9 protein-coding genes are annotated in these 13,164 nt (G+C 73.2%); 6 read left to right on the top strand and 3 right to left on the bottom strand.

The features are described from left to right. Window positions 1-30: 30 nt before the first annotated feature. Both ACZ60Q_RS31265 and ACZ60Q_RS31260 read right to left on the bottom strand, forming a co-directional pair. Entirely contained in the window at window positions 31-1,710 is a 1,680-nt protein-coding gene (locus ACZ60Q_RS31265; protein ID WP_469640931.1) for a DUF5691 domain-containing protein, read from the bottom strand. A 268-nt stretch (window positions 1,711-1,978) separates the two neighbouring features. Then, the gene (locus ACZ60Q_RS31260) at window positions 1,979-3,382 is read right to left on the bottom strand and encodes an SWIM zinc finger family protein (protein WP_469640930.1); all 1,404 of its coding nucleotides are present in this window, start codon (window positions 3,380-3,382) and stop codon (window positions 1,979-1,981) included. A 152-nt stretch (window positions 3,383-3,534) separates the two neighbouring features. Between ACZ60Q_RS31260 and ACZ60Q_RS31255 the strand changes: the two genes are divergently transcribed. The 6 genes from ACZ60Q_RS31255 to sucD all read left to right on the top strand — a co-directional run bounded on the left by ACZ60Q_RS31255 (window position 3,535) and on the right by sucD (window position 11,765). Then, window positions 3,535-3,999, top strand: a complete 465-nt coding sequence (locus ACZ60Q_RS31255) for an MmpS family transport accessory protein (protein WP_469640929.1) — start codon at window positions 3,535-3,537, stop codon at window positions 3,997-3,999. A gap of 165 nt (window positions 4,000-4,164) precedes the next feature. Continuing rightward, window positions 4,165-5,289 (top strand): ATP-binding protein, encoded by a 1,125-nt coding sequence (locus tag ACZ60Q_RS31250; protein ID WP_469640928.1) that lies wholly within the window; start codon window positions 4,165-4,167, stop codon window positions 5,287-5,289. Continuing rightward, window positions 5,286-7,862: a DUF5682 family protein gene (locus ACZ60Q_RS31245; protein ID WP_469640927.1), complete on the top strand. Its 2,577-nt coding sequence runs from the start codon at window positions 5,286-5,288 to the stop codon at window positions 7,860-7,862. Before ACZ60Q_RS31250 ends, ACZ60Q_RS31245 begins: the two co-directional genes overlap by 4 nt. Next, window positions 7,859-9,256, top strand: a complete 1,398-nt coding sequence (locus tag ACZ60Q_RS31240) for a VWA domain-containing protein (RefSeq protein WP_469640926.1) — start codon at window positions 7,859-7,861, stop codon at window positions 9,254-9,256. The genes ACZ60Q_RS31245 and ACZ60Q_RS31240 overlap by 4 nt, the downstream gene beginning before the upstream one ends. A gap of 421 nt (window positions 9,257-9,677) precedes the next feature. Further along, on the top strand, window positions 9,678-10,859 hold the full coding sequence (sucC, locus tag ACZ60Q_RS31235) for an ADP-forming succinate--CoA ligase subunit beta (RefSeq protein WP_469640925.1): 1,182 nt from the start codon (window positions 9,678-9,680) through the stop codon (window positions 10,857-10,859). Between the two features lie 21 nt (window positions 10,860-10,880). After that, window positions 10,881-11,765, top strand: a complete 885-nt coding sequence (gene sucD / locus ACZ60Q_RS31230; protein WP_469640924.1) for a succinate--CoA ligase subunit alpha — start codon at window positions 10,881-10,883, stop codon at window positions 11,763-11,765. 114 nt (window positions 11,766-11,879) lie between these two features. Here sucD and ACZ60Q_RS31225 read toward each other — a convergent pair whose 3' ends face one another. Then, a complete protein-coding gene (locus ACZ60Q_RS31225; protein ID WP_469640923.1) occupies window positions 11,880-13,109 on the bottom strand; it encodes a helix-turn-helix domain-containing protein in 1,230 nt (409 codons plus the stop codon). Between the last annotated feature and the right edge of the window lie 55 nt (window positions 13,110-13,164).

Raw genomic sequence — 13,164 nt, 5'->3', positions numbered from 1 at the left:
ATCAGCTCTGCTTCCCTCTTCCCTGCGGCATCAGGACATCAGTTCCGCCTCCATCGCGGCGCGCAGCCGCAGGGTGGAGACCAGGCGCTGGAAGGCTTCCGACCAGTAGCCGCCCGCCCCCGGCGACGCCCCCTCCTGGTCGTCCTGCGCGGCCGTCAGGACCTCCAGTCGGTCGGCCTCGGCCGGATCCAGGCAGCGTTCCGCGAGACCCATCACCCCGCTGAAGCTCCAGGGGTAACTCCCGCCTTCCCGCGCGATGTCAAGAGCGTCGACCACCGCACGCCCGAGCTGCCCGGCCCAGGGGACCGTGCACACCCCGAGCAGCTGGAACGCCTCCGAGAGGCCGTGCGCGGCGATGAACTCGGCTACCCAGGAGGCGCGTTCGGCCCGGTCCAGGATCGAGAGGAGCTTCGAACGCTCGGCGATCGAGGCTGTCCCGGGGTCGCTCGCCGCGGGTGCTGAGGGACGCCCGAGCAGGGCCCGGGCCCACTGCGGATTCCGCTGCCGCACGGCCGCCCGGCACCAGGCGGCGTGCAGCTCGCCCGCCCAGTCGTCGGCGACGGGCAGGGCCACGATCTCCTCGGCCGGACGTCCGTCGAACCGCTCCTCCCAGATGCCGAGCGGGGTGGCCTCCACCAACTGCCCCAGCCACCAGGACCGTTCGCCCCGGCCGGCCGGTGGGGCCGCGGCGACGCCGTCGCGCTGCATTGCCGCGTCGCACTCGTGCGGCGCCTCCACGGCGATGGAGGCGATGTCCCCCGTACGGTCCGGGTTCACGCAGGACGTCGCGCGGGCCGCCATGCGTCCGGCGAGCGCCGACTCGGGCAGGGCGGACAGCAGTTCGGCGGCGGTGGCGCGGACATTGCGGCTGCGGTCGGCCAGAGCCTGTTCCAGGAACGGCTCGTCGTCGCCCCCGAGTCCGGACCGCAGGGAGTCCAGGAACATCAGCCGGTCCTCGGCCCGTTCGGCCGGCCAGGTGGTGGCGAGCAGAGCGAGCGCGGCGGGCGGATCCTGCGCCCGTACGGAGTCGAGCAGCGCGACCCGCTCCGCGAACAGTCCCTCCTCCCACAGTCGGCCCACCGCTTCCGGGTCCGTGGTTCCGGGGTGGAGCGCGTCGCTCGCCGCACCCCGCAGGGCGAACTTCCAGTCGGGATTCAGCCCGGCCAGCCACAGACCGCGCGGCCCGGCGAACGCGAGCGCCTGCGGGCGCAGGTCCGTACGGGCGCGGGCGGCGTCCAGCAATGGCGGCAACAGGGCTGCCGGGGCGCGGAAACCCTTCCGGTTGGCGGTGGCCAGCCACTGCGGAATCAGTTCGGTGAGGTCGGGAGCGGCCCCGCGCCGCCCGCCGCCCGAAGGCGCGACACGGTCGGCCAGCAGGTGGGCGAGCCGGTGCCGGGCGGCCTCGGGGAGCACCGGGCGGGAGTCCGGGGCGGCGGGCGCCGGCCGGGCCTCCGGCACAGCCGGCAGCAGCCCGGCCCGTCGCCGCACGGTGTGCAGCGCGGCGGCGTCCAGCAGGGCCGCGGGCGCATCGGTTGGTACGGGTCCGCCGCGTGGCACCGGGGGACGGCGGTCGGTGCCCAGGAGCGCCGAGGTGACCAACTCCTCCCAGGGGAGGGAGTCGACGGAGGCGTAAGCGGCGGCGGTATCGGCGGCATCGGTGGTGGTGGCAGTGTCGGCAGCGGGGGCGGTGGGGCCGGTCGTGCGAGGCATCTTTCCCCTCCAGCGGCAGGAATGCGCGAATGTCGGACTGGGATGGCGGATCGGGGTGGCGGCGGACCTGGACAGCGGACCTGGACAGCGGATCGGGGCGGCGCGGAGATGCGGCCGGCAGGGAGGGGCGGGCGACGGCCCGGGGTTCGCGGTGGGCTGGTGAGGCGGTCTGCCGGTAGGCGCCGGGAGGTGGGCGGGTCGTCCGGGTGCGCCGGGCGGGGTGGGGCGTCGTCGGAGTGCGCCGGGCCGGGTCGGCCGGTCGCCCGGGTCAGACCAGTTGGACGACCGCGCCGCCCGTGGCGCGCCCGTTCTCCTCCGCTTCGCCCGGGTCCCAGGCCGCGAACGGGTCGAAGCCGCGGTGGCCGATCTCACCGAACACGGTGACCGGGCCACCGCCGGACAGGGCGACGAGTTTCCAGAGGCCGGGCCGGGACAGCGCGGCCGGGGCGATCGGCAGCGCGGAGTCGGCGTGCGCGTCCGCCACCTGCCAGCCGTCCCTGCCCGGCACGGGTATGACGTCGTGCAGGGTGACCGGCCAGGCGTCCAGCCAGGGGTCCTCCCGCAGGGCGTTTCCGTAGACGGCCGGCGCGGCCGCTGCGGCGATCCCTGGCGGGGGCCCCGCCAGGGCCATGGCTCCGAACTGCTCGCCCAGCTCCGCACGGAGCTGCCCGCAGCCCGGATACGGCGTCAGCTCGGCGTCGATCGTCCAGCCCACCGGCAGCGCCTGCGCCGGGGCCCGGCCGGCCGCGCCGAACGAGAGCAGCAGAGCCGTACGGCCCGACTCCCGCCCGTACAGCCAGATCCGTCGGGCGACGATCTTGCCGTCCGGGGTGTCGTACTGCGCGAGGACCAGCCAGTGGTCACGGACCGGGGAGCCCTCGGCGGACACGGGCAGTCCCACTCTCGTGCGCACGGTCGCGGCCAGTGGTTCCGGCAGCCGCTCCCGGCCGATCCAGGCCGTGTCCAGCAGATGGAGCAGGCCGCACTCCTCCAGCAGGCGGACCGGCCGGCCCGGACCGGATCCGGTGATAGCGCCCAGCTCCCTCACCCGGGCCGCGAGCCCGGGGGCCTGGGCGTCGACCATGCGGGCCGCGGTCTCCTCCCACAGGCCGTACCCCGAGTGGTCGGTCGCGGCGAGTCCGCCGCGCAGCAGGTCGCCCAGGCGCTGTTCCAGCTCCTGGGCCCCGCCCGTGACGCGCTCGGCGCGGCGCTCCGCGCGCTTTCTGGCGGCGGCGTCGGCGGGGCCCCGCGCTGTGTCTCCGCCCACGGTGGGCCCGCTCTTCTCCGCGACGCGTCCGCGCCGGGCACCGATCCACGCAGCGGCCCAGTCGGGGGGCTCGCCAGGCCGGAGCGCGGCCTCGTCGGACGCCCGGAGCAGCAACAGTCCCAGTGCGTGCTTGCACGGGAACTTCCGGCTCGGGCAGCTGCAGGAGTAGGCGGGGCCAGTGGTGTCGATCACCGTCCGGTACGGCGTGCTCCCGCTCCCCTGGCACCGGCCCCACACCGCGCCCGCGGCATCGCGGCCCGTGCCTGTCCACGGGCCGGCCGTGCCGAGCCGCGTACCCGCCTTGCGTGATGCGTCATCAGGAGCCAGTGCCAGCACCTGTTCCACCGACCAGCGCGCCACCGGTCCACCGGTGGGCGAGGGTTCTCCCGCGTGAGATAGCAGCATGTCCCCGACGGTAGGCGGCACCACTGACAGACCCCTCCGACCTGCGAAGCAGTCGCCCCGAGCGGATTTGACTTTGCTATCCCTTTGCGTTCTTCTGCGATCTCCGCGTACGGAACAGATCCGTGCCCGGTTTGACTCAGGGGGATCCCGGAATGAACCGCACCTTCCGCACCGCACGCACCGCCAGAACCACCCGGCCCGTGCGTACCGCTGCCCACGCCGTGGCGATCGCCGGTCTCGTGCTCGGCCTCGGCGCCTGCTCGGCCGAGTCGGTCGACGAGGCGGTCGGCAAGGCGGTCGACACGACCGTGGACGAGACATACGAGGTCACGTACGAGGTCACCGGCAAGAGCGTCGAAGAGATCACGTACCACGGGGGCGGCGGCAAGGCCATGGAGCCCGAGCTGGAGACCGTCACCTCGCCGGCCCTGCCGTGGAAGAAGACCGTCGAGCTGCGCGGCATCATGCCGCCCGCGGTCATGCCGGTGGCCGTGGACGCGGGCGGTACGGACATCACCTGCACCATCACCTACAAGGGCAAGGTCATCAAGGAGGCAAAGGGCGAGGGCATGCTCACGGCGGGCGGCTGCGTCGCCGTGTCGCCGATCGTGGGCTGACGGCTGACGGCTGACGGCTGACGGCCGAGCGGCGGAGGTCCGACAGGGCCGCCGAGCCGGTCCCACGCCTCTCCCAACGGGCCCTGACCTGCGGTCAGGGCCCGTTGTCAGTGGCATGGTGCACGGTGGGAACCACATCAGGTCGAACGATCTGGAGGGGGATCCATGACCGTGTCCGAAACCACCGCGGCCGTCGAGCCGGAGGCGGGCACCGAGGTGCTGCGCCCGCACGCCGAGGACGCGTTCGCCGACGAACTGAAGGCACTCGAAGCCGCCGACGACCGCCCGAGGCCGACCCGTTGGCGGCTGTCGCCCTGGGCCGTCGCCACCTATCTGCAGGGTGGGACCCTGCCGGACGGCACGGTGATCACGCCGAAGTACGTGGGCCCGCGCCGCTTGGTCGAGGTGGCCGTGACCACGCTCGCCACCGACCGGGCGCTGCTCCTGCTCGGCGTCCCCGGTACGGCCAAGACCTGGGTGTCCGAGCATCTCGCCGCCGCCGTCAGCGGTGACTCGACGCTGCTCGTGCAGGGCACGGCGGGGACGCCCGAGGAAGCCGTCCGCTACGGGTGGAACTACGCCCGGCTGCTGGCCCACGGCCCCAGCCGCGACGCCCTGGTGCCCAGTCCGCTGATGCGGGCGATGTCCGAGGGCATGACCGCCCGGGTCGAGGAGCTGACCCGCATCCCCGCCGATGTGCAGGACTCGCTCATCACGATCCTTTCCGAGAAGACGCTCCCCGTCCCCGAGCTGGGCCAGGAGGTCCAGGCCGTCCGCGGCTTCAATCTCATCGCCACGGCCAACGACCGGGACCGTGGCGTCAACGAGCTGTCCAGCGCGCTGCGCCGTCGGTTCAACACCGTCGTGCTGCCCCTGCCCGCCACCCCGGACGCCGAGGTCGACATCGTGTCCCGGCGCGTCGACCAGATCGGCCGCTCGCTCGACCTGCCCGCGGCGCCGGAGGGCCTGACCGAGATCCGGCGCGTGGTGACGGTCTTCCGCGAACTGCGCGACGGGGTGACCACCGACGGGCGCACCAAGCTCAAGTCCCCCTCCGGCACCCTCTCCACCGCGGAGGCGATCTCCGTCGTCACGAACGGCCTCGCGCTCGCCGCCCACTTCGGCGACGGCGTCCTGCGCCCCGGAGACGTCGCGGCCGGCATCCTCGGCGCGGTCGTCCGGGACCCGGGGGCGGACCGGGTGGTCTGGCAGGAGTATCTGGAGACCGTGGTCCGCGAGCGGGACGGCTGGAAGGACTTCTACCGCGCCTGCCGCGAGGTATCCGCATGACGAGCCCCGCCGGGGCGGCGACGACGGCCGGAGCGGCAGCGAGGACCGGGACGGCGACGGCTACCGCGGCGGCCACGACCGGACCGGCCGGAGCCGCCGGGCCAGGGCCCCGTGTGGCCGCAGGGCCCTGGCTCCTGGGGGTGCGGCACCACGGCCCCGGGTCGGCCCGCGCGGTCCTCGCCGCGCTCGCGGCGGCCCGTCCGGCCGCTGTCCTCATCGAGGGGCCGCCCGAGGGCGACGCGCTGCTGCCCCTGGCCGCCGACCCGCGGATGCGTCCCCCCGTCGCGCTGCTCGCGCACGCCGTGGACGACCCGGGGCGGGCCTCCTTCTGGCCGATGGCCGCGTTCTCGCCCGAGTGGGTGGCCATCCGCTGGGCTCTCGACCACGACGTCCCGGTCCGCTTCATCGACCTGCCCGCCGCCCACTCCCTCGCGCTCGAAGAACCCGCGCCGGGCGCGGGGAGCGAGGAGGCGGTGGCGGGGGAGCAGGCCGGGGAAGAGACCACGTCGGTCGTCGACCCGATCCGGGTTCTCGCCGAGACCGCCGGATACGACGATCCCGAACGCTGGTGGGAGGACGTCGTCGAGCACCGTTCACCGGGCGGCGGCGGTACCGGCACAGGCCGGGATGTGGGTACCCGCCAGAACATCGTTACCGGCCGTGGCTCCGATGCGGGCCCGCCCGGAGCCACGAGGGGCGAGAGCGGCGAGAGAGACGGGAGCGGTGAGAGGGGCGCGAGAGACGGGGGCGACGCGCTCGTGCCGTTCGTCGCGCTGGCGGAGGCCATGAGCGCTCTCCGCGACGCGTACGGCGACGGCGGGCAGCCCCGGGACGCGGTGCGCGAGGCGTACATGCGGATCCAGTTGCGTACCGCGCGCAAGGAGTTCGGGGACGACGTCGCCGTCGTCTGCGGCGCCTGGCACGTCCCCGCCCTCGCCGTGCGGAGCACCCTCGCCGCCGACCGAGCCCTGCTCAAGGGCCTCCCGAAGGTCAAGGCCGATCTCACCTGGGTGCCGTGGACCCACCGCCGGCTCGCCCGGCACAGCGGATACGGGGCGGGGATCGACTCGCCGGGCTGGTACGGGCACCTCTTCGACGTCGCCGACCGGCCGATCGAGCGATGGATGACCAAGGTCGCCGGACTGCTGCGCGAGGAGGACCGGTTCGTCTCCACCGCCCATGTCATCGAGGCCGTCCGGCTCGCCGATACCCTCGCCGCCCTCCGGGGCCGCCCGCTGGCAGGTCTGAGCGAGACGACCGACGCGGTGCGGGCCGTCATGTGCGAGGGGTCCGACGTCCCGCTCGCCCTGGTCCGGGACCGGCTGATCGTCGGCGAGACCCTCGGCGAGGTGCCGGACACCGCCCCGGCCGTCCCGCTGCAACGGGACCTGACCCGCAGCCAGCGCGCCCTCCGGCTCAAGCCGGAGGCGTCGGAACGCGAGCTGGATCTCGACCTGCGCAAGGAGACCGACGCCGCCCGCAGCCGCCTCCTGCACCGGCTGTGCCTTCTCGACGTCGGCTGGGGCGACCCGGTCGCGGGCCGGGGCAGCACTGGCACCTTCCGGGAGAGCTGGCGGCTGAGCTGGGAACCGGAACTGCACGTCCGGGTCGCGGAGGCAGGCGTCTGGGGCACCACCGTCCTCACCGCCGCCACCGCGAAGGCCGAATCGAGGGCCGTGGCGGCGACCGCGCTGGCCGACGTCACCGCACTCGCCGAACACTGTCTCCTGGCCGGACTGCCCGAGGCGCTGCCCGTCGTGATGAGGGCCCTCGCCGACCGGGCCGCCCTCGACGCCGACGTCGGCCACCTCGCGGACGCGCTGCCCGCCCTCGCCCGCTCCCTGCGGTACGGGGACGTCCGTTCCACGGACACGGCGGCGCTCGCGGTGGTCGCCGCCGGACTCGCCGAGCGGATCTGCGTCGGCCTGCCGCCCGCCTGCACCGGCCTCGACGCCGACGGGGCCGAGGCGCTGCGCCGTCAGGTGGAGGCCGTGCACGGTGCGATCGGGCTTCTGCTCGCCGGAACGGCCTCCGCCGAAGGGCTGCGGGAGCGCTGGGACGCCGTCCTGCACAAGCTGGCGGCCCGGGACACGGTCGCCGGGATCATCCGGGGCCGGGCCACCCGGCTGCTCCTGGACGAGGGGCGGCTGGCGGAGGACGGGGCGGCCCGGCTGATGGGCCTGGCGCTCTCGCCCGGGACCCCGCCCGCCGACGCCGCCGCCTGGATCGAGGGGTTCATCGGCGGCACGTCGGGCGGCGGCATGCTGTTGGTCCACGACGAGCGGCTCCTCGGTCTCGTCGACGCCTGGCTGACCGGTGTCCCCACCGAGATGTTCACCGATGTGCTGCCGCTGCTGCGCCGCACGTTCTCCGCGTACGAACCGGGCGTACGGCGCACTCTGGGCGACCTGGTCCGGCGCGGGCCCGTCCCCGAGGGCGCCCGCAGGGACGACGTCGGCCGGGTGCCCGGGGGCTTCGGACCCGGTCTCGACCGGGCCAGGGCCGACGCGGTCGAGCCTCTGCTGCGCCTGCTGCTCGGCCGTGGACCGGAGCCCGAGGAGGCAGCCGGATGACGACGACGGACCCGGGCACGAGGGGCCGTGGTGTGACGGACCCTACGGACCCGGCGGACCCGGGCACGAGCGGCCGTGGTGTGACGGAACCGACGGGGGAGACGATGGAACGGACAACGGCACAGGCCTCGGGGACGGCGCGGCCCACCGCCCCGCGCGCGCCCGACGCCGAACGGCTGCGGCGCTGGCGGATGGTGCTCGGGGCGGACAGCGCCGACAGCACCGGGCGCGCCCTCACCGGCCAGGACGCCGCGATGGACGGTGCGCTGAACGCGCTGTACGGCGGCGGTGCGGGGAAGAAACCCGGCGGCCGGGGCTCCGGTGGCCGTTCGGCGGGTCTCGGCGCGTCGGCGCCCTCCGTCGCCCGCTGGCTCGGCGACATCCGGACGTACTTCCCCAGCTCCGTGGTCCACGTGATGCAGCGCGACGCGATCGACCGGCTCGGCCTGGCGGCCCTGCTCCTCGAACCGGAGATGCTGGAGGCGGTCGAGGCGGACGTTCACCTCGTCGGCACCCTGCTCTCCCTCAACAAGGCGATGCCCGAGACGACGAAGGAGACCGCACGCGCTGTCGTCCGCAAGGTCGTCGAGGACCTGGAGAAGCGTCTGGAGAACCGCACCAGGGCTACCTTGACCGGTGCCCTGGACCGCTCGGCGCGTACCAGCCGGCCGCGCCACCGGGACATCGACTGGAACCGCACCATCCGCGCCAACCTCAAGAACTACCTCCCCGTCCCGGGACCGGCCGGGACGGAAGGCGCGCGAATGGCGGGGGTGGCGGGCGACTCGGGATTCGCGGAGGAGAGGCGCACGATCGTTCCCGAGCGCCTCATCGGTCACGGGCGCGCCTCCCGGTCGGCCAAGAAGGACATCGTCCTGTGCATCGACCAGTCGGGCTCGATGGCCGCGTCGGTCGTCTACGCCGCGGTCTTCGGGGCGGTGCTCGCCTCGATGCGCACCCTCTCGACCCGGCTCGTCGTCTTCGACACGGCGGTTGTCGACCTCACGGACCGGCTCGACGACCCGGTCGACGTCCTCTTCGGCACCCAACTCGGCGGCGGCACCGACATCAACCGCGCGCTCGCCTACTGCCAGTCGAGGATCACCCGCCCCGCGGACACCGTCGTCATCCTCATCAGCGACCTCTACGAGGGCGGCATACGCGACAAGATGCTCAAGCGGGTCGCCGCGATGAAGGCCTCCGGCGTGCAGTTCGTGACGCTGCTCGCGCTCTCCGACGAGGGTGCACCGGCATACGACCACGAGCACGCGGCGGCGCTCGGGGCGCTGGGCGCACCAGCGTTCGCCTGCACACCGGATCTCTTCCCGGACGTCATGGCGGCGGCGATCGAGAAGAGGCCACTGCCCATACCGGACAAGGAGATCCAACAGTAGCCGGGAGCTTGCGCTACCCCTCCACGGGCTCGTGCGGGCGTCGCCCCGTCGTTCGCGACGGACGCGGTGTCCGCGCTCCGAGGCGGACGAACCGCGCAGGCTCGCAAGCCGCACGGTCCACCGCGTCGGAGTATCCGGCCGAGGGGGTCCGGGCCGGGTACTCCGGGTCCGACCGGCCTCTTCCGGCTCGCGGCGAGCCCCGCCCGGAAGTTGGCGGGGCCACCTTCTGTGACCGTTATCACCGCTCAGGTGTGATCTGCGATTTAGGGGCACACGGGGCGCGGGGATAACCTGCCGGATGGACATGCCGCGTACCCGGACACCGTGTACGCCTTCCTTGTGACCGCGCAGTCACGTTGCCCTTCGCGGCACGCCCACGCAGAAGAACGAACCGCGATACCACTAAAAGGGACGGACGCGCGTGGACCTGTTCGAGTACCAGGCGAGGGACCTCTTCGCCAAGCACGGTGTACCGGTGCTGGCCGGTGAAGTCATCGACACGCCTGAGGCAGCCCGCGAGGCGACCGAGAAGCTGGGCGGCAAGTCTGTCGTCAAGGCGCAGGTGAAGGTCGGCGGCCGCGGCAAGGCCGGCGGCGTCAAGCTGGCTGCCGACCCCGACGAGGCGGTCGCCCGGGCGACCGACATTCTCGGCATGGACATCAAGGGCCACACGGTCCACAAGGTGATGATCGCCGAGCTGTCCCCGGAGATCGAGGCGGAGTACTACGTTTCGTACCTCCTCGACCGCACCAACCGCACCTTCCTGGCCATGGCCTCGGTGCAGGGCGGCATGGACATCGAGGAGGTCGCGGAGAAGACCCCCGAGGCCCTCGCGAAGGTCCCGGTCAACGCTGTCGACGGCGTCGACATCGTCAAGGCCCGCGAGATCGTGGCCCAGGCGAAGTTCCCGGCCGACGTGGCCGAGGGTGTCGCCGAGGCCCTGGTGACCCTGTGGGACACCTTCATCGCCGAGGACGCCCTCCTCGTCGAGGTCAACCCGCTGGTGAAGACCAAGGACGGCCGGATCCTGGCCCTGGACGGCAAGGTGTCTCTCGACGAGAACGCCGACTTCCGTCAGCCGGGTCACGAGGCGCTCGAGGACAAGGCCGCAGCCAACCCGCTCGAGGCTGCCGCCAAGGCCAAGAACCTCAACTACGTCAAGCTCGACGGCGAGGTCGGCATCATCGGTAACGGTGCCGGTCTGGTCATGTCGACCCTGGACGTCGTCGCGTACGCCGGTGAGAACCACGGCAACGTGAAGCCCGCCAACTTCCTCGACATCGGTGGCGGCGCCTCCGCGGAGGTCATGGCGAACGGCCTGGAGATCATTCTCGGCGACCCGGACGTCAGGTCCGTGTTCGTCAACGTCTTCGGTGGCATCACCGCCTGTGACGAGGTCGCCAACGGCATCGTGCAGGCGCTCGCCCTGCTGGAGTCCAAGGGCGAGAAGGTCGAGAAGCCGCTGGTCGTGCGTCTCGACGGCAACAACGCGGAGCTGGGTCGCAAGATCCTCTCCGACGCCAACCACCCGCTCGTGCAGCGCGTGGACACCATGGACGGCGCGGCCGACAAGGCCGCCGAGCTCGCCGCGGCTGCGAAGTAAGGAAGAGGGACTCAGACCACCATGGCTATCTTCCTCACCAAGGACAGCAAGGTCATCGTCCAGGGGATGACCGGCGCGACGGGCATGAAGCACACCAAGCTCATGCTCGCCGACGGCACCAACATCGTCGGTGGCGTGAACCCGCGCAAGGCCGGCACCTCCGTCGACTTCGACGGCACCGAGATCCCGGTCTTCGGCTCCGTCGCCGAGGCGATGGAGAAGACCGGCGCGAACGTGTCCGTCCTCTTCGTGCCGCCGGCCTTCTCGAAGGCCGCCGTCGTCGAGGCGATCGACGCCGAGATCCCGCTCGCCGTCGTGATCACCGAGGGCATCGCCGTCCACGACTCGGCCGCCTTCTGGGCGTACGCCGGCGCGAAGGGCAACAAGACCCGGATCATCGGCCCGAACTGCCCGGGTCTCATCACCCCCGGCCAGTCCAACGCCGGCATCATCCCGGGCGACATCACCAAGCCCGGTCGCATCGGTCTCGTGTCGAAGTCCGGCACGCTGACCTACCAGATGATGTACGAGCTCCGTGACATCGGCTTCTCGTCCGCCGTCGGCATCGGTGGCGACCCGGTCATCGGCACCACGCACATCGACGCCCTCGCGGCGTTCGAGGCGGACCCGGAGACCGACCTCATCGTGATGATCGGCGAGATCGGCGGCGACGCCGAGGAGCGTGCCGCCGACTTCATCGCCAAGAACGTCACCAAGCCGGTCGTCGGCTACGTCGCGGGCTTCACCGCCCCGGAGGGCAAGACCATGGGCCACGCCGGCGCCATCGTCTCCGGCTCCTCGGGCACCGCCCAGGCGAAGAAGGAGGCCCTCGAGGCCGCCGGCGTCAAGGTCGGCAAGACGCCGACCGAGACCGCCGAACTGGCGCGCGAGATCCTCGGCGCCTGACGCGGGCAGTCAGGCAGCGGAGACACGCTGCGAACGGCGCGGGCCCGCACTCCCTGTGACGCAGGGGTGCGGGCCCGCGCCGTTCGCGTACCCGCCCGCCGTCCGCTCGACGGCTCACCGCAGCTGCGGAATCAGCCGCTCCGAGCCGTGCGCCAACTGCTCGCGCAGCGACTTCTGGAGCTTCAGGTCCTGCGCGGTGAGCTTCTGCGGACCTCCGCGGGGCGGTACGCCCCCGACCCGCTCGGCGGGGGAGATCGGCGGCTCGTAGTGGGTGGGCGCGGTGTGCAGGGTCAGTCCGGTCACGGCGATGAGGAGCGCGACGCCGGCGACGGCGGCCCGGGTCCACAGCCTGGCCTTGTCCTCGCTGCCGGTGCGCACGGCACCGGCCGGCTGCGGTACGGGTACGTGCTCGGCGCGCGCGAGCCCGCCGAGCCGGTCGTGCAGCAGGGCCGACTGCTCGGCGGGCGAACCGGCGGCCGCGAGTTCGGGGAGCCGCTCGGCGACGGCGGCGCGGGCGGTCATCAGACGGCCCGCCGCCGCCGGGGTGCTGGCCTCCGTCTCTGCCGCGGTCTCCGGGAGGTCCAGTCCGACCCCGTCGTAGAGGAGGAGCGTGCGCCGGTAGGCCGGGGGCAGGTCGAGCAGCGCGTCGAACAGCGCCTGCTTCCCCGGCTCCGTGGGCGGGGCGTCGGGGTGGCGGTGCACGCGGCGCAGCCGGTGCCAGGGGGACATCGCGTACTCGTACGCCGCCGCGCGCACCCAGCCGGCCGGGTCGCGGTCGACGGCCACCTCGGGCCAGCGGTGCCAGGCCAGTTGGAAGGCACGCTCGACGGACTCGCGGGCCAGGGCGCGGCGGCCGGTCAGCAGATAGGTCTGCCGGACGAGGCCGGGGGCGGTCCGGGCGTACAGCCCGTCGAACGCCTCGGCGGGTGAGAGACGCCGCTCGCCGGCCGCCTCCGCACCGGCGCCCAAGTCCGCCCCCGCCACCGCCGTCGCCAGTACCTCCGGGGAGGTTTCCGGAGGGGCTTCGGGAATGGCTTCGGGAATGGGTTCGGGGGCGGGCTCCGGAGACGGCGGAGTCGGCGGAGCTGTCGGAGCCGCCACAGCCGCTGATGGTGTCGTGGCGAGCGCCTCCGGTTCGGGGGCGATGAGCTTCGCGTACAGCGCGCGCTTGCGTCCGCGCGGGCTCGTGCGCCCCGTCTCCCAGGAGCGCACGGTGGCGCGCGTGACGCCGACCGCCGCCGCTACCTGTTCCTCGCTCAGCGATTTCGCCTCGCGCAGTCTGCGGCGCTCCTTGGGGGAGGGCAGCTGCGGTGCGGCGGCCTCGTCGGTGGTGCTCCGGGTCATGGACGCCCCCCGGCAGCGCCGCACTGGCTGAAAAAGTACATAAACGTATATTGAG

Source organism: Streptomyces sp. NPDC104313 (assembly GCF_055583985.1).
Note: the sequence above shows the minus strand (reverse complement) of the source record. Positions and strands in the feature narration are given on the sequence as shown.

Bases quoted from the DNA above. Each gene is read 5' to 3' on its own strand.
- ACZ60Q_RS31265 (WP_469640931.1), bottom strand. From the start codon at position 1,710: ATGCCTCGCACGACCGGCCCCACCGCCCCCGCTGCCGACACTGCCACC.
- ACZ60Q_RS31260 (WP_469640930.1), bottom strand. From the start codon at position 3,382: ATGCTGCTATCTCACGCGGGAGAACCCTCGCCCACCGGTGGACCGGTG.
- ACZ60Q_RS31255 (WP_469640929.1), top strand. From the start codon at position 3,535: ATGAACCGCACCTTCCGCACCGCACGCACCGCCAGAACCACCCGGCCC.
- ACZ60Q_RS31250 (WP_469640928.1), top strand. From the start codon at position 4,165: ATGACCGTGTCCGAAACCACCGCGGCCGTCGAGCCGGAGGCGGGCACC.
- ACZ60Q_RS31245 (WP_469640927.1), top strand. From the start codon at position 5,286: ATGACGAGCCCCGCCGGGGCGGCGACGACGGCCGGAGCGGCAGCGAGG.
- ACZ60Q_RS31240 (WP_469640926.1), top strand. From the start codon at position 7,859: ATGACGACGACGGACCCGGGCACGAGGGGCCGTGGTGTGACGGACCCT.
- sucD (WP_469640924.1), top strand. From the start codon at position 10,881: ATGGCTATCTTCCTCACCAAGGACAGCAAGGTCATCGTCCAGGGGATG.
- ACZ60Q_RS31225 (WP_469640923.1), bottom strand. From the start codon at position 13,109: ATGACCCGGAGCACCACCGACGAGGCCGCCGCACCGCAGCTGCCCTCC.